At 38.1% G+C, this 26,619-nt stretch carries 27 protein-coding genes; 10 read left to right on the plus strand and 17 right to left on the minus strand.

Going from position 1 to position 26,619, the window contains the following annotated elements:
- Together MKZ25_RS09400 and MKZ25_RS09405 are read right to left on the minus strand one after the other, a co-directional pair.
- Window positions 1-1,296, minus strand: coding sequence for an arsenic transporter (locus MKZ25_RS09400; RefSeq protein ID WP_251687948.1), 1,296 nt, complete (start codon window positions 1,294-1,296; stop codon window positions 1-3).
- 3 nt (window positions 1,297-1,299) lie between these two features.
- Window positions 1,300-1,614, minus strand: a complete 315-nt coding sequence (locus MKZ25_RS09405; protein WP_251687946.1) for an ArsR/SmtB family transcription factor — start codon at window positions 1,612-1,614, stop codon at window positions 1,300-1,302.
- A gap of 582 nt (window positions 1,615-2,196) precedes the next feature.
- Between MKZ25_RS09405 and MKZ25_RS09410 the strand changes: the two genes are divergently transcribed.
- From MKZ25_RS09410 to MKZ25_RS09425, 4 genes are all read left to right on the plus strand, one after another.
- The gene (locus tag MKZ25_RS09410) at window positions 2,197-2,406 is read left to right on the plus strand and encodes a spore coat protein (RefSeq protein WP_340801224.1); all 210 of its coding nucleotides are present in this window, start codon (window positions 2,197-2,199) and stop codon (window positions 2,404-2,406) included.
- A 12-nt stretch (window positions 2,407-2,418) separates the two neighbouring features.
- Window positions 2,419-2,781, plus strand: coding sequence for a spore coat protein (locus MKZ25_RS09415; RefSeq protein WP_079526734.1), 363 nt, complete (start codon window positions 2,419-2,421; stop codon window positions 2,779-2,781).
- Between the two features lie 21 nt (window positions 2,782-2,802).
- A complete protein-coding gene (locus MKZ25_RS09420; protein ID WP_340801225.1) occupies window positions 2,803-3,939 on the plus strand; it encodes a zinc-dependent alcohol dehydrogenase in 1,137 nt (378 codons plus the stop codon).
- Window positions 3,940-4,228: 289 nt separating this feature from the next.
- Window positions 4,229-4,738 (plus strand): Ltp family lipoprotein, encoded by a 510-nt coding sequence (locus MKZ25_RS09425; protein ID WP_340801226.1) that lies wholly within the window; start codon window positions 4,229-4,231, stop codon window positions 4,736-4,738.
- 39 nt (window positions 4,739-4,777) lie between these two features.
- Here MKZ25_RS09425 and MKZ25_RS09430 read toward each other — a convergent pair whose 3' ends face one another.
- From MKZ25_RS09430 to MKZ25_RS09440, 3 genes are all read right to left on the minus strand, one after another.
- Window positions 4,778-5,422 (minus strand): alpha/beta family hydrolase, encoded by a 645-nt coding sequence (locus tag MKZ25_RS09430; protein WP_340801227.1) that lies wholly within the window; start codon window positions 5,420-5,422, stop codon window positions 4,778-4,780.
- 21 nt (window positions 5,423-5,443) lie between these two features.
- A complete protein-coding gene (locus MKZ25_RS09435; protein WP_340801228.1) occupies window positions 5,444-6,244 on the minus strand; it encodes a protein phosphatase 2C domain-containing protein in 801 nt (266 codons plus the stop codon).
- Window positions 6,245-6,428: 184 nt separating this feature from the next.
- Window positions 6,429-6,803, minus strand: coding sequence for an rRNA methyltransferase (locus MKZ25_RS09440; RefSeq protein WP_340801229.1), 375 nt, complete (start codon window positions 6,801-6,803; stop codon window positions 6,429-6,431).
- 498 nt (window positions 6,804-7,301) lie between these two features.
- Here MKZ25_RS09440 and MKZ25_RS09445 point away from each other — a divergent pair, with 498 nt between their 5' ends.
- A complete protein-coding gene (locus MKZ25_RS09445; protein WP_340801230.1) occupies window positions 7,302-8,675 on the plus strand; it encodes a nucleoside-diphosphate sugar epimerase in 1,374 nt (457 codons plus the stop codon).
- 95 nt (window positions 8,676-8,770) lie between these two features.
- Here MKZ25_RS09445 and MKZ25_RS09450 read toward each other — a convergent pair whose 3' ends face one another.
- Together MKZ25_RS09450 and MKZ25_RS09455 are read right to left on the minus strand one after the other, a co-directional pair.
- Window positions 8,771-8,938, minus strand: coding sequence for a hypothetical protein (locus tag MKZ25_RS09450; protein ID WP_340801231.1), 168 nt, complete (start codon window positions 8,936-8,938; stop codon window positions 8,771-8,773).
- Window positions 8,931-9,092, minus strand: coding sequence for a transcriptional regulator (locus MKZ25_RS09455; protein WP_340801232.1), 162 nt, complete (start codon window positions 9,090-9,092; stop codon window positions 8,931-8,933). The genes MKZ25_RS09450 and MKZ25_RS09455 overlap by 8 nt, the downstream gene beginning before the upstream one ends.
- Before the next feature lie 200 nt (window positions 9,093-9,292).
- On the opposite strand from MKZ25_RS09455, the gene MKZ25_RS09460 reads away from it, so the two are divergent.
- Window positions 9,293-10,546, plus strand: a complete 1,254-nt coding sequence (locus tag MKZ25_RS09460; protein WP_340801233.1) for a mechanosensitive ion channel family protein — start codon at window positions 9,293-9,295, stop codon at window positions 10,544-10,546.
- Between the two features lie 120 nt (window positions 10,547-10,666).
- Here the strand turns inward: MKZ25_RS09460 and MKZ25_RS09465 are convergent, their stop codons facing one another.
- Entirely contained in the window at window positions 10,667-11,608 is a 942-nt protein-coding gene (locus MKZ25_RS09465) for a tyrosine recombinase XerC (protein ID WP_340801234.1), read from the minus strand.
- A 277-nt stretch (window positions 11,609-11,885) separates the two neighbouring features.
- Between MKZ25_RS09465 and MKZ25_RS09470 the strand changes: the two genes are divergently transcribed.
- Window positions 11,886-13,307: a sugar phosphate isomerase gene (locus tag MKZ25_RS09470; RefSeq protein ID WP_340801235.1), complete on the plus strand. Its 1,422-nt coding sequence runs from the start codon at window positions 11,886-11,888 to the stop codon at window positions 13,305-13,307.
- Between the two features lie 54 nt (window positions 13,308-13,361).
- On the opposite strand, the gene MKZ25_RS09475 is transcribed toward MKZ25_RS09470, so the two are convergent.
- Window positions 13,362-13,766, minus strand: coding sequence for a hypothetical protein (locus tag MKZ25_RS09475; protein ID WP_340801236.1), 405 nt, complete (start codon window positions 13,764-13,766; stop codon window positions 13,362-13,364).
- 39 nt (window positions 13,767-13,805) lie between these two features.
- Window positions 13,806-14,675: a tyrosine-type recombinase/integrase gene (locus tag MKZ25_RS09480; protein WP_340801237.1), complete on the minus strand. Its 870-nt coding sequence runs from the start codon at window positions 14,673-14,675 to the stop codon at window positions 13,806-13,808.
- Between the two features lie 172 nt (window positions 14,676-14,847).
- On the opposite strand from MKZ25_RS09480, the gene MKZ25_RS09485 reads away from it, so the two are divergent.
- Window positions 14,848-15,651 carry an enoyl-CoA hydratase/isomerase family protein gene (locus tag MKZ25_RS09485; protein ID WP_340801238.1) on the plus strand — a complete coding sequence of 268 codons (804 nt, stop codon included), beginning with the start codon at window positions 14,848-14,850 and terminating at the stop codon, window positions 15,649-15,651.
- Between the two features lie 220 nt (window positions 15,652-15,871).
- On the opposite strand, the gene MKZ25_RS09490 is transcribed toward MKZ25_RS09485, so the two are convergent.
- Both MKZ25_RS09490 and MKZ25_RS09495 read right to left on the minus strand, forming a co-directional pair.
- The gene (locus MKZ25_RS09490; RefSeq protein ID WP_340801239.1) at window positions 15,872-17,236 is read right to left on the minus strand and encodes an FAD-binding oxidoreductase; all 1,365 of its coding nucleotides are present in this window, start codon (window positions 17,234-17,236) and stop codon (window positions 15,872-15,874) included.
- Between the two features lie 168 nt (window positions 17,237-17,404).
- On the minus strand, window positions 17,405-18,205 hold the full coding sequence (locus MKZ25_RS09495; RefSeq protein WP_340801241.1) for a hypothetical protein: 801 nt from the start codon (window positions 18,203-18,205) through the stop codon (window positions 17,405-17,407).
- A gap of 182 nt (window positions 18,206-18,387) precedes the next feature.
- On the opposite strand from MKZ25_RS09495, the gene MKZ25_RS09500 reads away from it, so the two are divergent.
- Window positions 18,388-19,551 carry an aminotransferase class I/II-fold pyridoxal phosphate-dependent enzyme gene (locus tag MKZ25_RS09500; protein ID WP_445326862.1) on the plus strand — a complete coding sequence of 388 codons (1,164 nt, stop codon included), beginning with the start codon at window positions 18,388-18,390 and terminating at the stop codon, window positions 19,549-19,551.
- 51 nt (window positions 19,552-19,602) lie between these two features.
- Here MKZ25_RS09500 and MKZ25_RS09505 read toward each other — a convergent pair whose 3' ends face one another.
- The 3 genes from MKZ25_RS09505 to MKZ25_RS09515 form a co-directional block, all read right to left on the minus strand.
- Window positions 19,603-19,995, minus strand: a complete 393-nt coding sequence (locus MKZ25_RS09505; RefSeq protein WP_340801242.1) for a cysteine synthase — start codon at window positions 19,993-19,995, stop codon at window positions 19,603-19,605.
- Between the two features lie 107 nt (window positions 19,996-20,102).
- Entirely contained in the window at window positions 20,103-21,314 is a 1,212-nt protein-coding gene (locus MKZ25_RS09510) for an AI-2E family transporter (RefSeq protein ID WP_340801243.1), read from the minus strand.
- 93 nt (window positions 21,315-21,407) lie between these two features.
- A complete protein-coding gene (locus tag MKZ25_RS09515; protein WP_340801244.1) occupies window positions 21,408-22,346 on the minus strand; it encodes an LCP family protein in 939 nt (312 codons plus the stop codon).
- 289 nt (window positions 22,347-22,635) lie between these two features.
- Here MKZ25_RS09515 and msrA point away from each other — a divergent pair, with 289 nt between their 5' ends.
- Window positions 22,636-23,157 carry a peptide-methionine (S)-S-oxide reductase MsrA gene (msrA, locus tag MKZ25_RS09520; protein WP_340801245.1) on the plus strand — a complete coding sequence of 174 codons (522 nt, stop codon included), beginning with the start codon at window positions 22,636-22,638 and terminating at the stop codon, window positions 23,155-23,157.
- Window positions 23,158-23,231: 74 nt separating this feature from the next.
- Here the strand turns inward: msrA and MKZ25_RS09525 are convergent, their stop codons facing one another.
- Window positions 23,232-24,479 carry a helix-turn-helix domain-containing protein gene (locus MKZ25_RS09525; protein WP_340801247.1) on the minus strand — a complete coding sequence of 416 codons (1,248 nt, stop codon included), beginning with the start codon at window positions 24,477-24,479 and terminating at the stop codon, window positions 23,232-23,234.
- A 282-nt stretch (window positions 24,480-24,761) separates the two neighbouring features.
- The gene (gene recQ / locus MKZ25_RS09530; RefSeq protein WP_340801248.1) at window positions 24,762-26,525 is read right to left on the minus strand and encodes a DNA helicase RecQ; all 1,764 of its coding nucleotides are present in this window, start codon (window positions 26,523-26,525) and stop codon (window positions 24,762-24,764) included.
- Window positions 26,526-26,619 lie beyond the last annotated feature (94 nt).

Consider the following 26,619-nt stretch of genomic DNA (forward strand, 5'->3'; position numbering starts at 1 on the left):
TTAAAAGATTCGTAATGTAATATAAAGTCCGATTAATGTAAAAATTAAGATCGGCACCGTTAACACAATCCCTGTTTTAAAGTACGTACCCCAAGAGATTTTCACACCTTTTTGAGACAATACATATAACCAAACCAGTGTCGCAAGTGACCCGATTGGTGTAATCTTTGGACCTAAGTCTGAGCCGATAACATTAGCGTAAATTAATGCTTCACGTAACGTACTATCCGTCGTCGTTTCTGCAATCGCTAAAGCATTGACCATCACAGTTGGCATATTGTTCATGACAGATGATAGAAATGCCGCGATAAAGCCCATTCCAACTGTAGCTGCAAACAAACCTTGCTCTGCTGTCCATTCAATTACACTAGCTAACATAGGGGTTAATCCTGCATTGCCTAGTCCGTATACAACAACGTACATCCCGATTGAGAAGAATACGATATTCCAAGGTGCCCCTTTCACAACGGCTTTTGTATCCACGACAGCACTTTGTCTTGCCATGACTAAGAAGAAAATCGCGATAACGCCTGCTACGAGCGAAACCGGTACACCAATAAATTCACTTGAGAAATAGCCAACTACTAAAATTGCAAGTACAAACCAAGATAACTTGAACATTTTCATATCTTTAATCGCAAGGCGTGGTTCCTTTAACATCGATTCATTGTATTCACGTGGAATCGATTTGTTAAAGTAAATCAGCAGTACAACAATCGTTGCCGCAAGCGAGAACAAGTTCGGAATAATCATACGTGAAGCATACTCCACAAACCCAATATCAAAGAAGTCTGCTGATACGATGTTGACTAAGTTACTCACTACAAACGGTAAGCTCGTTGTGTCTGCAATAAAGCCACTCGCCATAATAAACGGGAAAATCATTTTTTCGCTAAATTGTAAATTTCGCACCATCGCTAACACTATTGGCGTTAAAATTAGTGCCGCTCCGTCGTTCGCAAATAATGCAGCCACAACCGCTCCAAGCAAACTGACAAACACAAACATTTTTACACCATTGCCTTTTGCTGCCCGCGCCATATGTAATGCAGCCCACTCGAACAGACCAATCTCATCTAATACAAGTGAAATTAAAATAATTGCAATAAACGATAATGTGGCATTCCATGTAATATCTATTACTGTCCCGACATCGTTAAAATCGACCACACCAACAAGTAATGCAACGATTGCTCCAGCCATTGCCGACCAGCCAATATTCAGTCCTTTTGGCTGCCAGATGACAAAAATCAGGGTAATGATAAAAATGAGTGCCGAAATAACAAACATATTCATATTTTAGCCCTCCACACAGTCACTGTTAATTTTACATCCACATGTCGAATCCTCATTAATTGAAGCAAGTATATTTTGCATTAACGAAGTTTGATTTTCATGAATACGGTAATGCTTCCACGTCCCGACTTTACGTTCTGTAATAATGCCAGCTTCCTTTAGCTTTCGTAAATGCTGACTCACAGCAGGCTGTGAAATTTTAAGGACGTCCGTAAAATCACATACGCATACTTCCCCTTTTTTCAGACAGGCTAAAATGCGTAAACGATTGGCGTCCGCAACAGCCTTCAACTGCTTTTCCATTAAATCGAGCTCCATCATATCCCTCCATAGCTATATAATAATATGCTTATATTATGATTAAAAAATAAATCACTATATAATGATATGCTTATATTATGCTACGAGAAATATTTATGCAACCCCAAATTTGTATTTACCGCTGTAACTTGAAATAATATGAAATAACAACAAGTTATTTACCACGTAAAAAATAAAAATTCCCCCTACGCAAGGCCTTCGACTGTCTCAACTGCTCTTATGTATGGACTGGGTACTATATGATCAATGGATTCTGAACTCAGTATTTCTGTCACTTTATCAGCATCTTTTTTACCTTTTCCAATAGGCCTCTTCTTTGTTCATTTTCTATATCAAAAACAGAATGTGCGTGTCTCACACAATATAGTTCTGTGTTCATTACTAGTACCTTCCTTTCATACTTCCAATTATCTTATGAAATCCGCGCTTTGCTTTTTTAGCTTCCTCGATAACTAGCCCAGTCTCTTTTTTTATCCTACCCATAGTTTTTCATGAATCCAAAACTGAAAATACGATTTAGTATAAAGAGAATTGCTCCAGGGTAGACTTTTTAAAAAAAAATCTGGAGGTGCGTTTAACGTGTTAGAGAAAAAATTGGCAGTTCACGAAACAATGGAATTTCATGAAGTTATAAACTTTATGACAACTAGTTTACTTAAATCAAAGTTAAGTCAAGGTGTTGTCTTTGATGATGATTTAAGAGCATTATTAGACAAAAATGTAAAATTATCTACCCCAGCACTTGCCGCAATGGTTAAGCTCTACTCTAAATCGGAACTGGTATATTAGGAGGTCAATTTTATGGAAGACTATTTAGATCCGATCAATTCAATTGGAATGCCTGAACTAACGGATTCTGGAGTTGCACTTGAGTTTTTGCTAACAACAAAGACAGGTATTCGAAATCTTTCAATCGCCTTAACCGAAACAGCTTCCCCGGCTCTTCAAAAAATTATGAGAACGCAGTTGAATGTCATGATTGATCTATATTTTGAGATTTCTGAGCTTATGATGAAAAAAGAATGGCTGAAGCCTTATCATCTGGAAGGTCAAAAAGAGTTGGATATTAAATCTGCTGAAAATGCGATAAGTATTGCACAGTTGGATTTATTTCCTAAGAGCATGAACCGCAAAGGAATGTTCCCTACCCCACCAAAAAAGTAAACGGAAACGAGGGATTTTTTAATGAAAGCTGTTACTTTTCAAGGTATAAAAAATGTTGAGGTCAAGGAAGTAAAAGACCCTAAAATAAAAAAAGCCGATGATATTATAATCCGTCTAACAACAACAGCTATTTGCGGATCTGACTTGCATCTGATGCATGGAATGATACCAAATATAGGCCAGGATTACGTCGTTGGGCATGAGCCAATGGGGATTGTGGAAGAAGTCGGCAAAGATGTGACGAAGGTTAAAAAAGGTGACCGGGTTGTCATTCCCTTTAATGTCGCATGCGGTCAATGCTGGTATTGCAATCACGAGCTGGAAAGTCAATGTGATAATGCAAATGATAATGGTGAAATGGGCGCCTACTTCGGATATTCAGACACTGCTGGTGGATTTCCTGGAGGCCAGGCGGAGTATATGCGTGTTCCCTATGGCAATTTTCTCCCTTTTAAAATCCCGGAGAAATCTGAAGTTCCTGATGAAAGTCTCGTTCTCCTTGCAGATGCGGCCACCACTGCTTTTTGGAGTGTAGAGAACGCCGGTGTGAAAAAAGGAGATACCGTTGTCATCCTTGGCTGCGGACCTGTTGGGCTATTGGCGCAAAAATTTACTTGGCTGAAAGGTGCGGAAAGAGTAATCGCAGTAGATTACATCGGATATCGTCTCAAACACGCAAAAAAGACAAACAAGGTCGAAATCGTCAATTTTGAAGACCACGAAAATTGTGGTGAATATTTAAAAGAGATGACTAAGGGCGGCGCGGACGTTGTCATTGATTGTGTCGGGATGAGCGGTAAAATGACGCCATTGGAGTTTCTGGCAAGTGGTGTAAAACTGCAGAGCGGTGCTATGGGAGCGATCGTTACAGCAAGTCAAGCTGTACGCAAAGGAGGAACCATTCAAATTACCGGTGTTTATGGTGGCCGGTACAACGCTTTCCCGCTTGGTGACATATTCCAGCGCAATGTAGCGATTCGTACGGGACAAGCCCCTGTTGTTCACCTCATGCCTCATGTCTACAACTTAATCGCTGATGGGAAAGTGAATGCAGGTGATATTATTACACATGTCCTCCCCCTTGAAAAAGCGAAATATGGGTATGAAATATTCGATGCAAAACAAGAAGACTGTATAAAAGTTGTTTTAAAACCTTAAATATAGTGGTTCGGTACTTTTGCAGCCCCTTGCAGAAGTGCCTTTTTTATTATAATAGTTAACCTCTCGCCAACTCCTTACCGTGGGAATATGCATCAGCGACTCTCTCCATAATAACTAGCACATCTCCCTACATATATTTTTAATAATTTTGTAACATTTTATTTGATTTTTATTGAATATATCAATTTATTAATAAACATTAGCTATATATAAAAATATTACCAGTATTATTATCCTACCATAACTAGTAATATAGATTTATTGTCAAAAAGGAGGATTTACCGCGTTGAAGAAAGTATTTAAACTTGGTTGTGGCGGATTTTTAGCCCTTATTATATTAGTAGTAATCATTGCCATGTTCAGTGACGGGGAAACATCTGAAGTGGATTCAGACAAAACAGTTGAAGCGACAACTGAACCGAAAGAACAAGCAGCAAATACAAAAGAAGCTGTAAAAGAAGAGCCGAATGAGGAAGCAAAAGAAGATAATGTACCGCGCGAATATAAATCGGCATTGAAAAAAGCGGAAATGTATGCAGAAACAATGCAAATGTCTAAAGCCGGTATTTACGATCAGTTAATTTCGGAGTATGGAGAAGGTTTCCCTAAAGAAGCTGCGCAATATGCAATCGAACACCTGGAGTTTGACTGGAAAGCGAATGCATTAGAAAAAGCAAAATCCTATGCTGAAACAATGGCGATGTCTGACTCTGCCATTTATGATCAATTGATTTCCGAATACGGAGAAAAGTTTACGGCTGAAGAAGCTCAGTACGCAATCGATAACTTAGAATAAAATGAAAGCCTTCCATTAAATCGGTGGAAGGCTTTTACATTAGAATGCATCAATTTCCTTGATGACCGCTTTTAATAGATCAATGGAACTTACTGGATCGTTTTTATACTGCAAACTGTGATCTGCTCCTTCAAGTAGTCTTGTTACCAGTTTTGGATTCTTGGCGAATTGACGATATCTTTCCGCATTATAGTGCGAGTCATCATCCCCAATCAAACATAGACTTTCATTTCGGCTGTGTAACATGAATTCAAAGACATCATCCCGATTAAGAAGCGGTGTTAACCAGACAACCTTTGCATTATGAAAGATTTCTCTATCTAACAGTGATACAATAGCAATCGTACCTAAAGATTTCCCGACAAGGTAATAGCCTTCATACGAATTTTCTTCTAATACTTTATCAATGACGGCATCTACATCATGTTTAATCGCTTCAACGAGCTCCTCCATAGTGAAATGATCGTAAAACTTATCGTTATACGTATAATTCACCTGCAGCACATCCACCGATTTATGTAAAAACACACCCGTCGAATAATGAAGAAGTGGTGCTTGCGCGGTATAGCCTGCTCCTGGAAGCAAAATCGCCAATTTAGAGGCATGCTCATCGGTACTTAAAACTGTAAAATGAATAACCTTTTCTTTATAACCTGTGATTGAATCTGTTTTTACTTTAAACATATACATAACCCCTTTTATTGATTATTTATTACTCGGTTCAGTTGCATTTTGATCGACATCAACGGTCCATGAAATAATCGTTGTACTGTCCCGTACGCCCTTTGCTTCAATCTCTTTTAATAGTTGCCATACAGCATCATGCTGAGACTGGAAATGGTCAAATACCTTCATAATATCTTTCGGGTTATCAAATGTAGCATTGGGGCATTCCGTTAGTCCGTCCGTTGTCATAAAAAGCCGGTTCATTCCTTTTCGCAACTCCCTACGCCCCATACTGTAACACGGCACATCCAATTCAAATGTATTGACATACCCGATCCATTCGTAGAAATTTCTTTGATTTAACTGATATTGCTGCATTTCAGCCAGTTCAGGTTGAAATAAATGAAAAATACAATCTCCAACTGAAAACCACCAAATATATTTGTCTTTCCTTAACACGATCAGACATGCCGTTTCCCCTTGTACTTCACGGCAACGGGCTATAAAGAGCGGATCTTGGAAAATATGTATAATATGATGATCCAATTCCTGAAAAGCTTCGAAAATTGGCTTGCTAAAAATTGAAGTCAGGTTATTTTCTTCTTTCGAGATCGTCTCCACGACAAGCTCGGCACTTTCCGCGCTGTTATGAGCGTCCAGAATGACGACAAATTCCCAATTCTGTTCTTCATTCACCCAGACGATACAACCATCTTCGTTTTTATATTGTCCTGCTGATGAATTGCCGCCAAACCGTCCAATTGAAAGGTTCTTGTATTGCTGAAGATGCGGTGAATCAACAAAATGCTTTTCGCTCCCTACCCAAGTGAACTTGAACATTGCTATTAACCTCCTTATTCACTTTATAGATTTCCATAGTATAGCACTTGCACGATAAAAAAAGCTAATTATGGCATAAATTAGGAGTATAGAGTGTGGAAATGAAGAACATCTCTTAATTCGCAACTTTGTATAAATTACAAAAAAGCAATCGGTTCCCCAATTGCTTTCATCATTTTCAATATTAAACTTCCACACGGTAACGCCAATTTGCATGCTTTACATCCTCGTAATTGATATACGCCACACTTGCTTCTATGACGTCGTTTAAGTTCAGGTTGTGGTCTTTTGCAAATACTTTCAGACTATCAAGTAATTCTTTATCGCATGTTGTCCGAAATTCGATACGATCTTTTGGCCGATTTTTTTTATCGTAAACGATTGTGCCGGATTTAATTAGATTACTATATCCATTTTCCAATAAATAACCGATATGCGTGTCATATTTTTCGGCAAGCTGCTTTAAACTATTAATAATTGCCGCGCTCATTCGCGTTTTGTATCGGATTCTTGACTCATCTGTTGTTTGAATCAGTTTTCCATTATGTATCTTCCACATTGTCATTCTCCTATCAGCAATTCATTACGTATATTATAGCCAATATCACACAAAAGAAAACACTCCTTATGGCATAAGGAGTGAAAGGGGTAAAGTTGCGGTCGGTGTTGCTTATTCAGTTGTAATGTTTCGTACGTTAGTTTAACATCAAATAAAACGTTTGAGCTGAAATTTTCAATGGTATATCTCAATTCGTGTATGCATTTCGCTCGCCTAACTTTGGTTGGCATCTTTCGAAAATCTTCGTTAAAGCATTTGGTTCATTAATTGCCTAAAACAAACTGTGAATGTTGCTTGATAAACGCATACAACGAAGCTAATAGAAATCATCATATAGATAGTCTAAACTAGTGGTTAACTTACATCTACTCTTCAGTGACCGCAACCTTACTTACAAATAATATACCACCTCAAAACATCCTTAAACCTAATTTGCGAACTTTTTTTTCGGAATTTTTATGATTCAAGTATATAATAGTAGAAACGGAGGTGTCTTACATGCTAAAAATTAAAAAAATCGAGTTTATTAAGGTTCTGTATGATGACGCAATAACGCAAAATATATTTTCTATCGCGAATATTACGTTTTCAAATAGAAGTCCGATACAAGGTGCCCTCCTCTACTGGCAGAAAAATGAATCAAAGGAGCCTTATACAAAAGAAGGCGACTACAAGTTTTTCTATGACTTGGCAAAAGCGCAGTATTTTGCGGCTGTAAAGTTTCCGAAAGACTGTGAGTTAACACGGGATGAACGCCAGGAACTCGCCTATATTTTACTGGAAGAGCGCGGAGCAATCGGGACGTACAGTTTTGTCTCGACGAAGCCGAAAGCAACATTCCATTTAAATAAGGTTTTTCAGGAAATCCCTTTTCCTGAACAGTTTTCAGTAGATGATTTTAACAATTTGTCCGTTGTGAAAATGCTGGAATCCAATGATGAGACAGCTTACGAGCAACTTCCATATGACGGCGTATTTTTGGAAGCTTATAGAAACTGGTGCCAACAAGCAGTTCAGTTGCACCCTTCACGCCTAACAGCCTATTTACAATACTTGCCGTTTTCATATATATGTTATGCGAATCCGCTTTTATCAGAGCAGTTTTTAATCGATTATTTGCCTGCAGCGGACCTGGAAGCACTCCAGTATAACAAGCCGGTATTATCTCGGTTATCCGTGTCCTTTAAACGTTATTTAGTTTCAACATTAATGGCCGACAAAAAGCGTCTGAACCCGGACTTTGTCGATCAGCTGGATGATTTTATTGAAAGCAATGCTTTTTACAATTCATTTGAACTCATCTATTTACCGGAAGCCGATGAAATACCGGATATGGATATGCAGCTTTTCGAGTATGACCGCGGTTCGTATAAATGGCCGGGCAGTGAGCATTTAGTAAAAGGAATCCCCTCACTTGTCAGTCAGAAGTATAACCGGTACGGGGATAGACGATTAACAAATGCCGAAATGGATAAAAAGTTTAAGACATACAGTGATGAACAAAAGCAGTTATTTACAGCAATTGCTGAACTGCATTGGCTGAATAAATATAAAAATGAGCTGGATTGGGCGTATATTTGCCAATATAATGTGCATTTAACGGAACAATTTCTAACGGCGCATATCAATTATGTCGATTTCGATGCGCTGGGCCAAAATACGGATATTGCAGTAAATGTAGAGTTTTTATCAACATATTTGCACCGGTTCAACCACCAAAAAGCGGTTCCGTTAATTATTTCCCATTTAACAGAGCAGTTTTATTTAACACATAAAGATGAAATTAAAGTCGATCTCGATTTGCTGTATAAGTATATGGATAATATTGATGAGGAAGAGTTTTTGCGAATTGAAAGTTATTTACTTGATTAATACAGGGCTGCTTCGTAATCAGATTACGAAGCAGCCTTTTGTTCTGAAAAAAAATCAACCTACAACGGATTCGTAGATTGATTTAATACAGTAGATTAAGTTGTAATTTCATAAACACCTCGATGCAGCATGGCGTAGTTTGCAGCCAAATGGGACATTTCCATCGTCAAATCAGGCTGGATATAGTGAATGTTCACAAGTTCGATTGAATGAAACGGCATTGCATCCTTATAATAAACCGTTTCGGTATGAGGGCTAATCATTTTGTCTCATCTCCTGTTCCATTGCATAGCCATTGTACGCAAGTAATTGCTGATAGGAAAGCTGATTTACGTAATACCGGAAATTCAGCGGCTGTAATCCAAACTGCTCACACTTCTCTACATACATTTGATACCCTTTTTCAAAATAACTCATTATTCTTCTCTCCTTTGTTATATAACAGTTTTTATTTGTAAATTAAATATATAACAGTTTATGTGCAGTGTCAATGAATTATCTGAATTTTTATTTTACTTTTAAAAATTTTAGATAACGGATTTTTATCAATATACCGCGGTATTCAATCATTTCATCTTATCGACATCTTTGTTACCATAGGAGTCGGGAGGAATTAGATGAATCTTATTTACAAAAAACTTATAGAACTTGGATTAAGTCCATTATTTGCTGAATATCTTTCAGTAGCGCTTATGATTATATTCATAGTAATCATTTGCTTAATTGCAAACTTCATCACGAAAAAGATCGTCATCCGATTTATTACACATGTTGTGAATAACAATAAATATCAGTGGGATAACATTCTGTTGGAAAAGAAAGTGTTCCATAAGTTATCTCATATTGTGCCGGCGATCATTATTTATTATTTTGCGGAAGCCTTTACGTACCAAGCCCTTATCGAAAAAGGAGCTGTTACGTATATCATAATAGTTGTATTAAGCCTAATAGGCAGTTTATTAAATGCTGTTCATGATATTTATCAAACATTTGAGATTTCAAAAGTACAACCGATTAAAGGCTATATTCAAGTCGTGAAAATAATTGTCTATGTTCTCGGGATTATCCTGGTCATCGCAAACTTAATCGGAGAAAATCCGCTGATCATTCTAAGTGGACTGGGTGCCTTGTCCGCTGTACTACTGCTCGTTTTTAAAGATTCCTTATTAGGTCTTGTCGCTGGGATCCAATTAACATCAAATGATATGGTGCGTGTAGGTGATTGGATTGAAATGCCGAAATACGGCGCGGACGGTGATGTCATCGATCTTTCATTAAATACAGTGAAAGTCCAAAACTTTGATAAAACCATTACGACGATTCCAAGTTATGCACTGATTTCGGATTCTTTTAAAAACTGGAGAGGTATGCAAGTTACTGGTGGAAGAAGACTCAAACGCTCGATCTTTATCGATACAACAAGCATCGCGTTTTGCTCCGAGGAAAAGATCGAGAAGTTACGAAACATCCATTATCTTACGGACTATATTGATACGAGACAACGGGAAATTACGGAATACAATGTGAAACATCGGATCGATACGAGCAATCAGGTGAATGGCAGAGCACTGACAAATGTCGGGCTGTTCCGAATGTACATTAGCAACTATTTAAAAAACCATCCAGGAATCCATAAAGAAATGACTACGATGGTAAGACAATTGGCGCCGAGCGAACATGGATTACCAATTGAGATATACGCCTTTTCAAACGATATCAACTGGGCGGTGTATGAGTCGATTCAAGCGGATATATTCGATCATCTCTTTGCAATCGCAACCGAGTTTGACCTGAGACTCTTCCAAAATCCAACCGGCAATGATTTTAAAACAATGAGTTCCTTACAGAATATAACTCAAAGCGAATCATAATAAAAACACCCATTTTCTCTTGGTTAGAAAATGGGTGTTTTATTGATTATAGCACGGGGGTGCCGCTCGTCTTCCTTGTTATAAGGCTCGTATATTTATTTAGTTTACATAATATAATTATCATAAATTATTGAATGGATTGTTTTTCAGTACTTCCTGAATTTGTTCATCCTCGATATGCGTGTAGATTTGTGTTGTCGCCACACTGGAGTGGCCAAGAATATGCTGTAATGTTCGAATGTCCGCTCCGGATTTATACATCATGGTCGCGGAAGTATGCCGCAGTTTATGCGGTGTCAGTTTTTCTTTCGGTGACTGACTGTTGCCATTAATCACTTTCACGATGCGTGCAATCGACTGTCTCGCAAAACGTGTCCCTTTTTGAGAAATGAACAGCGGTTCCTTTCCTTCCCCTTTATATGCATGCCGCTCCTGTAAATACTTATCTAATGCGTTTATACACGCATCATTTAAATATACATGGCGTTCTTTATTCCCTTTCCCGATCACCGTCAGCATCCGGCCATTGATGGAATCGATATTGAGTGAACACAACTCGGAAACACGAATGCCGAGATTCAGGAAAAAGACCATCATGCATTCATCACGCGCACTGTACGACTGTATCTGTACTGCGCCGATAAAATCCTTTGCCTCATTATAATTTAAATAAACTGGCTGGCGTCGGCCGATTTTTGGTGTTTCCAGATGCTCGGCCGGATTTTCATCAATGAGACGACGCTTGCCTTTTAAGTATTTGAAAAAAGATTTCAAGGTGGCTACTTTGCGTGCACGGGCTGATGAGGAATTGCCGCGCTGAACTTCGCAATACTCCATAAACAAATATAAGTCTTCGAGAGACACTTCTTTAATTTGATCGATTTTAACTTCAGAAATGTCGATTGTATGTAAACGGTCTAACGGAATATCTTCTTCAATCGCTTTTAGAAAACGCAGGAACAATATTAGATCATATTCATATTCTTTTCGGGTTCTTTGGGACTTTCCCGTAATCGTTGTTAAGTAAATCAAAAAATCACGTAAAAATTTCGGCAGCTTCAATTTCGTCCAATCCCCCTCTATTTAGCTCTTATTATAGCATAAAAAATGTTCCCAAATTTATATTTGGGAACATTATTGCTAATTTAGAAGATTTAAGCGGTATTTCGACAATAAATAGAAACATACGTTCTTGTTTTGTGAATTCGCTCTCAGACGAAGTGAAATGTCGATTCGTGGATGATGATCCATGTCGAATCGTCTGAGAGCGATTTTTGTCGAAGCTCTTTTTGGTTAAGTTTATCGAATTTTGGGAATAGATGTTCCAGGAGGTGAAAGGATGAATGCGCTAAAAACCCACTATGTTTTTTATTATCCTTTCAATTATCGACAGTACGATTTTGAAAAGTTACAGCAGAATCTAAAGCGCAACAAATTTTACCATTTTACGATCGATGAAGAGGAATTTAACGAAACGCTTTACGGACCCGACATCAAAGTTTCCCCACAATTGTTAACGCAATTCTTTTATCCTTTCATGGAAGAGAAATTATTGAATGACGAAATTTCCGTACGAAACTTCAACCGCTACTCGAAAAAAATCCATTGCGAAGGAAAATTGAAGACGGCATTCGATGAAGTTCCATTTACGATATTGAGCGCGGATATTAATCTGTGTCCATTTGGTATTGGGATTTTAGCGTTAAGAATTCAATTGGCAGATAATGTGGATATGAATGCCGCATTATCATTCGGACATTATTTTAGAGTACTGCGACCGAAAATTGAGGAAGAGTTGGGCGCGGAAATTTATTACGATAATTTTGTCTTTCAAAATACAGATGAGTTATTATTAAAAAAAATCGCCCCGTTTTTAGAGCAGTACTTCATTGATTATTCATCAATCCATAAAAACATAAGCAAAATCCCGTTTTTCGAAGATGAGCGCATGTATGTCAGTGCTTTTTTTCATATGGGAGAAGAAACGAAAATCGACGATTATTTATTGTACCGGGCTGGGCAGTTAAATGGACGGGATAATAACGGGGACCCGTATATTTCGAGTACAAATAAGGAATATATTAAACGCTTTGTTGAGGAACAATGCCATGACAGATGGGCACCAATATTTCATATTATTACAACATTGCAAGGTCACATTCACCTATCATCTGTAGATGACAAGAGCATGAATAAACATTTAAACAGCTTTCACTCCGTCTCATACTATACATTGCTCATTCATTATTTCTATAAGCTGATGCTGTTGAAACTCGTCTTCGAGCATAGTGAACTGAAGTTTTCAAAAGATAAGGATATTGTAAAGGAGTTAATCGAACAGATTACGAAGTTTGCATCCAGGTATTACTTTTCGGAGGTATCGGCACGTACAGAGGGGAAAGAAATCTCGCATTATTTCAGGAAAGTATTCCGTATTGATGGTCTATACCGCGAGACGAAAGAAACACTGGAAGAACTGTACCGGATACAGGAAGACCGTTCAACAGACCGGTTAAATAAACTGATTTTTATTTTAACGATATTCAGTATGATTTCAGGTATATACGGCATGAACCTGGTTATTGAAATGCTGGCCGAGCCATTTAAAATATCCGAGATTTTTAGTTTCACATTTTTTGAATGGATTGCACTTATACTGATGGTTATTGGCTTACTGACGCTGGCACTGCTTATTTTAAACCAAGTATACAAATATTCAATAAGCTATTACGGAAAGTTAAGCAGGCGAAGACAACGCTAAAGGAGGATATGGGAAGAGTCGATTGACTGCTCCCGTATCCCCTTTTTACTTTAACTACACATAAAGTGTAAGCAGTTCTTTGTTTCGCTCGACTTTCCAGTTTGAAGAAAGCATTCCGCGGATTTGCTGTTCAGTGATCGGATCGATTTGCAACGATTGCAGACCGTTTCCTTCAGGCAGCAGTTCGTACTGGTCATCGGATATTTGAAAACGCATGCGCAGCAAGTTTTTCAAACCATTGATTGTTACAAATTTCACCTTATAGTTTCCTGCAAAAGCCTGTTCCATTTCTAAAGCATTATCATCGAATAAAGTTTTAAAGCGATCAGTATCTATATCATACTTATCTGTTAATCGATGAAGTTCATCATTTTCAATTAAGTGTTTAATTTGTTCAAATGTATAAGGATGGGTTTTCAGTAATTCGATCGTATATGCATCCATCATTGAAATTGCCATTGGTTCTCCCTCTCGATCTTTCATCAATCATTTATATTACTAGCCGTTTTTCGGGAATCGTTGTTCTCGTTCAAGCAGGACACCTTTTCTCGCATAGCCGAACTGCTCGTACAAAACTTTCGGATCCTCTTTTTTCGTTAATAGTTTTTGAATCGCATGGTAGCGCATATTTGTAGCCGTCACTTTAAACCGGAGCTGTTCAGACATCGCCTTGAAAATCCGTTCGATTGTCTTGACGGAGACTGGTTCCCCCATTTTATTGCCGACGCCGAGCCAAACATATGGTGACATTTCGGTTTGCGGCATGAATTCAATTGTGTGGCGTTTATAGTCCTCGAGCAGTTCAAGCAGTTTTTTCGAGCACTGTAAAACACGATAGCTTTTTGATGCGAGTACAGTGATTTCCTGTTTTTCGGGATTTATATGTTTCCATTCCATACGCACAAGCTCGGCTGGTTTAATCCCAAGCTCCGCTACTGTAAAAACAATGACGGTATTGCGTAATGCAAGCCATTCATGTTCCTCATTCAGGGCAATCTCATACTGCTTCGGCCAATAGGCTAATGCCCGATTGAATTGTTTTTCTTTTAGCACGTTCAGTTCCGTTTCCTGTTTAGTCAACGGTGCGATGATTGCTTCATTATATACGGAAATTACACCGCGCAGCTGCAAGAAAACAAGAAAGTGGCGAATGGATGCGAATTTTCGGTTGACTGAATTGAACGACGGATACTTTTCCTGAATCGTTTTTGAATAAAGCTGCAGTGCTTCATTTATCTGATTCTCGTGCTGAATAATCTCCGCGAATTGCTTTGCGTCCAATGTATATTGTTTCGTCGTATGAAAAGATTTATTTAATGACTTCAAATAAGCTGTAAATGCTTTAACATACGGTTGGATTTCTTCCACATTTTTCGCCCCTTTCTTTTTATTGTATCATGTGAAGTGGTAAGAATTACATGGATTTCATACAGTAAATTGCTGAATATTCGATAAATTTACTTGAACCGTCCGGATTGCATGTTATTGTATATTGTTTCGTCTATAATGACTATGTATACATAATTAAGGGGGACCACAAATGCAAGTACGTACGACTAGGCTTGAAGCGGAAGAAGCGAAAATCATTTATCAGGAAACTGCGGGGCTCGCCATTATTACGATTCATCGCCCGCAGCTTAAAAATGCATTAACGGCGAATATGTGGGATCAGCTTGCAAAAATTGCACTGGGCACATTGGAAAATCCCAAAAACAAAGTGCTGTTATTGCGCGGTTCCGGCGAGAACTTTACAGCAGGGTCGGATATTAAAGAATTTAATTCAATTTCGCTGGATAAAGCGGAAGAAGCATTCGTGCATATGGAAAGAACGATTTCAACAATTGAAAATTTGCCGATTCCTGTGATCGGTGTTATTAACGGTCCGGCAATGGGTGCTGGACTGGAGCTTGCCCTTGCATGTGATATTCGCATCGGTTCGGACAAAGCGAAAATGGGGATCCCGGTCGGTAAGCTTGGCATTACATTGAATAATAAATTTGCCAAGCGTTTAGTCGATCTGGTGGGACCTTCTGCAACGAAAGACTTTGTATTTACAGGACGCATGTATAAAGCGGAAGAAGCATTTAAAGCCGGAATGCTGAATTATTTAGTTGCTGAAAAAGACTTAAACCGATTTGCCATCCGAATGGGTAAGCTTGTTGCCGGCATGTCTCCGGATTCTTTATTAGCCGTAAAACGTTCGGTTAAGGAATGTATAGATTCAGCTCCTGCTTTATGGGAAGGATCAACACCGTTTGTTTCCGAAAGAGACTTTTCAGAAGGTGTCCGTGCTTTTGTCGAAAAACGTCAGCCAGTTTTCACAAGACAGCTTCCAAAACAATAGAAAAACTGCCCCAATACACCGGGGCAGTTTTTTTGATTGCTAATACAATACATCGAAGTGCTTAGATTAGACGTAATTCGAGCATTCCGCGCAAAGTCGTTTGGACTGTTTTTAACGCGACGCTTGTCAGATGCTGTAGAATTGCCTCTAGTGCATTAAGTTTTTATATATGTTCTGTATCCGTAACGAATTTCGACAAACCGCCATATTTCAAAAGACATTAATCAAGAAAAATTTTGCCGGGGTTCATAATATTGTTCGGATCAAATACTCGCTTAATCTCTTTCATCCACATATAGGCAAGTCCATGTTCTTGCTGCTGATACTTTTTCTTCCCATATCCTACACCATGTTCCCCGGTACAAGTTCCTCCAAGAGACAGTGCATATTCAACGACATGTTCATTCAGTTCTTTCGCTCTGGCAATTTCTTCTTTACTGTCCATATCAACCATAAGCAAAATGTGATAATTGCCGTCACCTACATGGCCGACAATCCCCGCGTCGATCTGCATGCTTTCAATTTTTTCACGTGAGTTTTGAATCGCATCCGGCAATGAATTGATCGGAACGACAACATCTGTAGACATCAGTTTTTTTCCTGGCGCGGAATGAATATATGTATAAGCCATATTATGACGAAGCTCCCATAAATGATTGCGCGCACGTTCATCCTGTTCAAATGCCAGCTCGATACAGCCATTGTCGTTCAATAATTCGGTCGCAAATACAACATCTGCCTGTAAACCCGCCTCATTCCCATGGAATTCCAGAAATAGTGTTGGTGTTTCAGGAAAATTTGTTCCGGAAGCAAAATTTACTTTTTCAATACTTTGTTTATCGACTAGTTCCATTCGTGCCATTGGTATACCGGCTTGTTTTAGTGAAACGACAGCATCTACTGCTTGCTGGACCGTCTCAAATGTTGCGCGGCCCGCAACAATTCTTTCCGGAATCCCGTAAACCCGCACTGTCAATTCCGTAATGACCCCAAGTGTCCCCTCCGAACCGACCATTAAACCATTCAAGTGATAGCCCGAAGAAGATTTTGCGGCCAATCCCCCAGTATGAATCACATCACCATTCGCCAATACCACTTCTAAATCACGGACTTGGTCACGCATAATGCCGTAGCGTACAGAAGTTGTTCCACTTGCATTCGTTGCGGCCATTCCGCCTAATGTCGCGTCGGCACCCGGATCGACAGAAAAGAATAAGCCGTATTTTTTTAATTCTTTATTAAGCTGACTGCGCGTTACACCTGGCTGGACCTTTACTAGAAAATCTTCCGGACGGACTTCTAAAACAGCATTCATCAGCGATAAATCCAGGGAGATTCCGCCTTGATAAGGAATCACATGTCCTTCCAGACTCGTACCAAGACCAAATGGCACTACTGGAATTCGCTGTTCATTTGCCAGTGTTAAAATTTCGCTTACTTCCTGTGCCGTTTTCGGGTAGACAACAACATCCGGTAAATGCGGTTCATGATATGATTCGTCTTTCCCGTGCTGTGTACGTAACACTTCATTTGTTGTCACTTGCTCATGTGATACTATTTGCTGTAACTGTTCAATGTAAATCATTTCATTTCCCCCTTACCATTATCGTAGGACCTTTAAAGATTTTGGTCCAATCAGTATTCAATAATTAGAATATACTTAATCAACTAAAAATAGAAACTACTAATTTATTATACGATATTTTCCATTTAAAAAAGCTGACAAATTTATGCCAGCTTTTTTTATCACTGTTTATTTGATTCCTTTTATTTGCACATGAATCGTTTCGGGTTCTATACCAAAATGCAGTGAAAATTCCTGTGAAATTTCCTTTTGAAGTTCATAAAGATAATCCGGCACAACATAGGAAACAGGTGACTTTAAATAAAGCGCAATAGTTATTTGGGGTACACCGTCTGTTTGAATATTGGCTATTTCAAATTTAGCAAGTTTATCCTGCTTTTCCAGAACGTGATCCAGCACATCGGTAAATACATTCTTAGAAATATAAACACTGTTTTGATGGAAGTCAGGCTGTACAATTGTCGTTTCCCCAAGCTTAACTTGTGATGAAGAGAAAATTTCTTTCCCGCGCTGAATAAGGCGTTTGAAAAAATTTTGTTCTACTTGGCGGTACGGGACAGGCATCACATGTTTTCCCTGAATTTCCCGTACATATTTGGCAATGCGAATTTCTTTTTCCGTTCGGATATTATGGACATAGTGGAATTCATCGATTTCTCCAAGCTGTAGCCGAGCTGCGATTCTTTTCGTCATCTTGTCGGACGTGCCGATCAGTAAAATGGAATTTACTTCATGGGAGCTAATCGCCTCCAGTACTTCCTCTTTATGTATGTCATCATCCAAAATGGCGCGGCGCACCGCTTTTAATGTGTTTTTCTCAAATTTAGCAGATGTTCCTGCTGCTTTTTCCCCGTTTACAATCAATATGCCGTCATCAATGATAGCCTCAATGTCATTGTCATGTGCAAATTGCAAAGCACTTGTACTTTTGCCTGTCCCGCTTGGCCCGCTTAATGAATAGATTTTCATCCTACACCTCTTAATTATTTATTTTCCTAAGAATAATATTCTCCAGTACTTATATCGCTATTCCATTACGGTTTCGTGCTTTATGTAGTGAATTAATTCTCTTTTCTGATTTCATCCCCATTATACGTGATGTGTATGATAAAATGGTGCTTACAATTGAAAGATTTAAGGAGTGTTAAAGATTGAATATCCAACCGTCTAAAAAAATGTCATTATTTGTACCTGCTATATTTGGTGACTTAAAAAAACATGCCAAAATGCAAGAGGAAAAAGGAACGGAACTCATTGATTTAAGTCTTGGAAGTCCTGATATTGCTCCAGCAGAGAACTTACGCCAAAAAATGTCCGAGCTGACGGCACTCTCTTCTTCTTACGGCTATACTTTAACGGGTATTCAAACCTTTAATGATGCGGTATGCCGCTATTATAAGCGAGTAAACAATGTAGAGTTAGATCCGGCAAGTGAAGTAGTGCAAACAATTGGCTCACAGGAAGGTTTAGTCCATCTGCCAGTCGCTTTCTGTGATCCTGGTGACATTGTACTTACTACAAACCCGGCATATGTTGCTTATGATGCTGGAATTCATTTGGCTGGTGCGACACCTTATTATATGCCATTAACAAAAGAAAATCAGTATTTGCCTGATTTAACAGCCATTCCTGAAGAGATTCGCCAAAAAGCAAAATTGCTAATTTTAAACTTGCCGGGCAACCCGGTACCGGCAATGCCATCGATCGCTTATTTCGAAGAAGTCGTGGCATTCGCGAAAAAGTATAATATTATCGTTTTGCATGATGCGGCCTATTCCGAATTTTACTTTAAGGGAGATGCCCCAATCAGTTTCCTTGCCACACCTGGTGCGAAGGAAGTCGGTCTGGAAATCAACTCTTTATCAAAAAGCTTCAGTCTGGCTGGTACTCGTATTGCCTACATAGTTGGTAATGCCGAATTAGTGGCGATTATGAAACAGCTGAAATCGAATTTGGACTTTGGTATTTTCGAACCGATTCAGCAAGTAGCGGCATTGGCATTGGACAATGCCGAACAAGTTACAAGTGTCCTAAGAGAAACCTTTTCTGTCCGTCATAAAACTCTTATGGAAGGCTTAACATCAATCGGCTGGGAAGTTGCACCAAGTGATGGCGGGATGTTCGTTTGGGCAAAATATCCTTATGATATTAATTGTATTGACTTCGCTTATAAGGCAATTGAACAAACAGGTGTCGTCATGGTGCCGGGTACGGTGTTTGGCACAGCCGGTGAAGGCTATATGCGTCTTGCATTGGTGCAGCCTGTTGAAAAGCTTCAGGAAGCTGTCAAACGACTGTCAACAATAAAATTATAAATTATAAGTGAAAAGGCGCTGCTGTATGCAATTACAGCTGCGCCTTTTCAGTTATTCCATCGTGCTATACGTAATAATACCTTGTTCTTCGATTTCTGTGCCGTCTAAAAATACAACGGTCGTTTGAAAAATCAGCTGCTCGTCTTTACCGCATACCCAGCGCTCGTCTGGAATAATCTCAAATGGAATAATTTCACCATCTTTTGATCGGATCCCGCCAACTAACTGAAACGAGTGTTTGCCGACAATCGATAATTCGCCATCCAATTCTTCACAGAGTACTAGTAAAGAAATGTAATCGATTTTTTCTTCTTCATCTCCTGTAAGGCTTGTAACATAAACAGAACCATTTAATATATCGCCTTCAACAAGCTCTGTCTTTTCAATGACGGTTTCAACCTTTACGCCATTCTCTTCCAATGATGTTAGCCATTTGCTTAACATGTATACTCCTCCATTATAAATATGTAATTGGTAAAAATTTCAAAAAGGGAGCGTGTTAAAAGTTTTCGCTTTTAACACACCCCATCTTTACATTATCCTGTTTAATGTTATTTCACTTCTTCATACAGATTCGTCTCGTCAGACTGGAAACGGTTGTAACGTTGTTTAAAGAGTCGATATGTGTGTGAGATGAGAACTTTAATTAAAGCATAACCAGGAATACCTAATACGACACCCGGGACTCCAAATAAAGAACCGGCTGTTAATAAAACAAAAATAATTGTAATAGGATGGATACTTAATGATTTACCCATAATTTGAGGGGATATAAACTTCCCTTCGATTAATTGTACAATTGTCCATACAATAGCTAATTTTACTAAGAGCCATGGTGAATTCACAATCGCAATAATTGCTGCAGGAGTAGCAGCAATGGCTGGTCCCAAATATGGAACAACACTCGTAATCATCGCAAGGAAGCCAAGTAACAAAGCATATGGCATACCGATTATTAAAAATCCGATAGTCATCATGACGCCAATACAAAACGATACTAAAATCTGGCCTTGTATGTAGGAGCTAATCTGCTTGTCCATATCATGCAGTACACTTCCAATTTGCTCCCGCATACGCGGAGGAAACAGGAGTAAAATGAAGCGCGGCATTTTTTCGCCTTCATATAATAAATAAAATGTAATAAACGGAACAATTACAAGTGATAAAATGATGCCTGTAACGGTTGACAGAAAGCCAGTAATCCCAGTGGCAACTCCGGATGCTAAACTTCCTAGAGTAACTTTAACTGTTGTAATAAAACTGTCTGTAAAGTCCATTAAAATCTGATTGTAATCAAAGTTGATCTTTTCAAAATACTCGCTGAAATGAGAGTTATTTAAAAATGCCAGTAAATCATTCGCAAGCGCCATTAAAACAACAGGGAATTCTTGTACTAAGTTTGTAAACTGATCACGTAAAAACGGGAAAACCAGAAGTACAAGTAATGTGATCAACGCAATAACTACTATATACAAAATTAGAATTGCTAAGGCGCGAGGCACTTTCCATCTTACTAAAAGTTTCAATGGCGGGCGTAATAAGTAAAACAAAATGACCCCTAGTACACCAGGTAAAATGATGACTTCAAACAGTACATGTAACGGCTCGAAGATAAAGGAAATTTTATCGTATACGAATACTGTACAGCCAGTTAATAAGATGATCACTAATAAGAATAATAAATTTTTACCACCTAAAAACCGAATAAATTTAGAAGAGAAAAATTTAGACGTTTCCTCGGGTAATGAATTCACTTTATTCATTTCTTTTTTTCTCTCCAAAAGACCACCTCAATATTTCAACAATATTTAATTTATACTCTATTTTATCATGAAAAATCATTCGACATATAATGCTTACTCGTTTAAATTCAAAAAATCATGTAAAATTTCCGAATTTTTCGCTACATCAATTTCCAGTACTTCTCCTGCATGTCGGTAATTACTGATTTTATAAGTACCTTCTGCCGGTATCGTCATTTTTTCAACAGTGATTTCCCCTCCGGATACTGCTCTAAGCGCAGTTGTCACCTGGTCTTTGCTTGATAAATCCGTCGTAATATAACCTTGGGTAGCACCGATGAATTTAGGCAAATTCGCTACATTTTTTGGTGATAATAATTCATTTTTTAATGCTTCGATTACTTTTTGCTGACGTACCACACGTCCGAAATCACCGTCAGCATCCGCACGGAAACGGGCATAGCCGAGAAGCTCTTTACCGTTTAAGTTTTGCAGGCCTTTTTTAATTTCCACATCAATTAATCCGCCCATGTCTTTTTCCACATCCATCTCAATACCATCTGGAGCCAAAATATCAATCATTGTTTCAAAACTTTTAAAATCAATCATTGCATAATGGTGAATCGGTATATCGAACATATTATTTAGCGTTTCCTGGAGTAACGGTACCCCATCCAAATAATAGGCCGTATTCAGTTTATAGGATTGATATCCAGGTATGTCCGCGTAAATATCACGCATAAAAGAAACGAGCTTCATATCGTTTGTTTTTTGGTTCCACGAAAGAAGCATCATCGTATCAGAACGCGATTTTTCTTCACCTCGAGTATCAACACCGATTATTAAATAATTTTCTATTGTCGGATGGTTATCATCTGGTTCAAAGCCTTCTACTTCAATTTTATTATCGCTTGCCAATTCTTTCCCCTTATTATATTGGACATAGCTGTATCCAATGATACTTAAAAGGAAAAGAAATACGACTACGAAAAGTAACCGGCCTTTACGCAATCTTTTCTTTCGATAGCGGGTGTGACGCGACTGTTCTTCCATTGCTGTAACTTCCTTTCTATTTCTGTGAAGTTTAGACGATTTACATTAAATTTAGTTGCAAATTACTTATAGTATACCATTTTATCCACATTTTCTTCCTCACTAATGAAATGTCGGTATATCTTTTTTCTTTATTTTTATTACACGACAGAATATTATATGCTATTAAAAGCTTAATAAATTGAATGTCATTCTTATCCATGTTAGAATACTTCATATTTAGCAGCTTTATTCAAGTAAAGTAAAGGTTGAATATGTATGTTTACTGGTTTATGAGGAGTGATACAGAATGGAAAAGGCAACATTTGCAGGCGGTTGTTTTTGGTGTATGGTAAAACCTTTTGATCAATGGGAAGGCATCGAAAGAGTAACGAGCGGTTATATGGGTGGTCATGTGGAAAATCCTACATATGAAGATGTAAAGCGTGGAGACTCTGGTTATAAGGAAGTTGTCGAGATTGAATTTAACCCAGAGATTTTCAGCTATGAAAAATTATTGGATATATATTGGATGCAAATTGATCCAACAGATGCTGGCGGTCAGTTCCATGATCGCGGCGAGTCTTATAAAACAGTGATTTATACGCATAGCGATGAACAATATGAGGCTGCACTAAAGTCTAAGAAAAACTTGGCCGAAAGTGGTCGTTTCAAAAAGCCGATTGTAACTGAAATTCAACAGGCACAGACTTTTTGGCCAGCGGAAGACTATCATCAGGACTACTATAAAAAAGAAGAATCACATTATCAGGAAGACCGCGCCAAATCCGGACGTGATGAGTTTATTGATGCACACTGGAAAGAAAATTAAATCCTATGCATAAAAAGGAACGTACCATTTGTAATTACGAGCGGTACGTTCCTTTTTCAATAGGTGCTTAAAAGTTAAAGGAATATCTCATTGAAAGCTTTGTAGATAAATTTTTTATAAATGGTCTCGGGAAAGTCTTCGACACCATTTTTCGCGAAAATAATATCACGTTTTGCAGCAACTTTATCCATTTCATAATAAGAAGATAATGCCCGTACAGCAAAGAACTGATAATATTTAGCTAAATCAATGGGATGGTGTAAATAGTTAGGAATGGTTAAAGCAGTTCCGATTTGGAGTGCTTTCGAGTAGTTTTGTAATTTAAATTCCGCATACATCTCTTCACCGATGAAGATTGGATTTTTAAATAAAAATAAATAATCCTGCAGTTTGGCTTGGTAATGTTCAATCTCTGGAACGATTTGTGCGTAATTCTTTTCGACAATGTTCATATAATGCAGTTTGCTGTATAAATATCGTACTGATATGGCCGGATCGTCAGCAAACTCCGATAAAAGCATTAATTTTTCTATGTACTCTTTACTCTTGTTAATATCCTCATTTGCAATGGATTGGATAAACAACAAATGATAAAAGCGGTCCATTCGATAAAATATTTGCTTCTTTTTCGCCATGTTCAATGCCTTTTGTAAATAATGATCCGACATTTGAATATTATCTGCCGCCGAATAGGAAATTGTTAAGTTGTAATACAAATCAAGGATTACCATAGGGTCCATCATCAGCTCATAAGGTTCAATACGTTTTTCCCCTTGCTTTAAAATGGCTAGTGTTTCGCTGTAGTTACGCTGTTCAATCGCAGCCTGGCATAAATAGAAATAACAGCGAAGCATCCGGCTATAGGCATGGATTTCTTCGTATTGATCGATAAACTTCCAATATTCGTCGAGAGATTTTGCCTTATTAATAGTACGATTCATTAAAAAATAAACTTCTCTTAATCGAATTTGTTCATAGTTTGTACCTTGAATTTCCGGTAAATAAGGTTCTATTTTCTCGATTATTTTAATCGTAAGGGATTGGAGCTCTTCAGGATCACGTATGAGCTTTCTGCGCTCTACATCTTCTTCAATTGTGGTATACAAGTTTCTGAGCATTGTCAGTGTCCCGTCATCCAGTAAATAATCAACATCGACATTTAATTGTTTGGCAATAAAACGAAGACTTTCCATCGAAGGCTGTGCTTTGCCATTCTCAATTAAACTTAGCATACCTTTCGTTAAACGTTCCCCTACTACCTCGGTTTGAGTTAATTTCTTCTGTTTTCTCAGCTTTTTGATGCGTTCTCCTAGTATATTCAATATTTCACCTACACTTCTTAACTGAATATTCTTATTAAACTATGAATACAGAATTTTTACAATATCTTAACTTAAAGTTTAATGATTTAAACAGAAAAATAGTAAAAAAAGAACGTACTGCACTTAGCAATACATTCCTTTAGTATAGTGAGATAGCAATTTTAATGAGCAAAATGAATGTACACGTTAAAAGTATTTTTTAGAATAAATTACATGACCATAAAATAATTGAAAAAGTTTAATTTTGACCAATAGCTAACTCTGTAATTATTTAACAAATTATTATGAATTTGCAATAATTGCCTCGATAAAAGTCTTCCCGTATTTCTCCAGTTTGTTTTCCCCTACACCGCTAACCTCTAAAAATTGATTACTGTTCCTAGGTTTACGTACACACATATCTTTTAATGATTTATCCGAAAAGATAACAAAAGGAGGTACTTTCTCACGGTCGGCAATTTCCTTCCGTATTTTACGAAGAACTTCAAATAATGGATCGTTAGGCTCGACTGTTGTTTCAATAATCCGCGCTTCTTTACGTAGCACCTTTTTTTGACCGAGTAATACTTCCTTTCCCGAATCCGAAATGGATAACGTCGGGAATTGGCCATTATTTACGACTATGAGTTTTTCAGAGATTAAAAACTCAATAAAATTAGCGATTTCTTTTGCATTCATTGCACGTAAAATACCATATGTCGGCAACTTATGAAAGTTAAATTCAAGCACTTTCTTACTGCGTGACCCTGCTAATACGGAAGCGGTTAATTGCTTCCCGAATTTTTGACCCATTCGTACGATACAGGACAATACTTTTTGGGCATCTGTTGTTACATCCAGCTGTGGACGGTTATCCGTGCAATTTGCGCATCTGCCGCAATCTTGCCCGGCTTCATCTCCGAAATATTCGATAATATAACTTTGAAGACAGCGCTCTGTATGACAATAATCAATCATTGCATGCAGCTTTTGCAGTTCAAAGGGAATTCGAGAGCGATCTTGTGCCTGATCGATTAAAAAACGCTGTGTTTGTTCGTCGGATGAACTGTAAAGTAATATACACTCGCTATCCAGCCCATCACGCCCTGCACGGCCTGCCTCCTGATAATAGCTTTCCATATTTCGCGTCATGTTAAAATGAAGAACATAGCGTACATTGGTCTTGTTTATTCCCATTCCAAAAGCATTTGTTGCGACCATTATTTGAACTTCATCATTTAAAAAGCGATTTTGTTCATATGTACGGTCTTCTTCAAACATCCCACCATGGTATTTTGCTACGGCAAATCCGGCTTTGCTCAGCATCTCATAGACCGCTTCCACCGATTTTCGAGTAGCAGCATAAATAATGCCAGCCTCATTTTCATTTGCTTTCACATATTTTTTTATATAGGCTTCTTTGTTTTCACCAAGTAAAACCGAGAAAGTTAAATTTTCGCGTGCAAAGCCGGTAATAAAAGTATTTTCCTTTTCAATGGAAAGAAGCTGTTGAATATCTCCACTTACCTCTTCGGTAGCAGTAGCCGTCAATGCAATAACGGTCGGTTTCTTTTCCCATAAATGCAGCAGTTGCTGGATTGAACGGTAACTTGGACGAAAATCATGCCCCCATTGTGATATACAATGTGCTTCATCAATTGCTAATAGAGGCACATTTATTTGAGAAAGTTCCATACAAAAGCGCTCATTTTCAAGTCTTTCCGGTGCAATGTAAAGCAATTTGATTTTACCGCTTTGTACACCATACATTACGTCCTGTACTTCTTCATAACTTAGCGAACTATTGATATAAGCCGCTGAAATTCCACTGGAGACTAGCATGTCTACCTGGTCTTTCATTAGCGAAATCAATGGTGAAATTACAAGTGTTGTGCCTTCCATACAGAGTGCTGGAATTTGATAGCAAAGGGATTTCCCTCCACCCGTCGGCATAATAACAAGCGTATCATTGTTATTCAATACATTATCGATAATTTGGGTTTGACCTGGACGGAAAGTGTCATAACCAAAGTGTGTTTTTAAATGTTGTAATGCTAGTGAAATCATAATCCCTCCTCAATAACTTCAATTTCTTTATTATACATGCAAATAAAAGTTCGTAAAAGGATGTTTAGTTTACATAATATAGTTATTGGTTTAT

The sequence above is a fragment of the Solibacillus sp. FSL W7-1464 genome (assembly GCF_038004425.1).
In the GTDB taxonomy this organism is placed as follows: domain Bacteria; phylum Bacillota; class Bacilli; order Bacillales_A; family Planococcaceae; genus Solibacillus.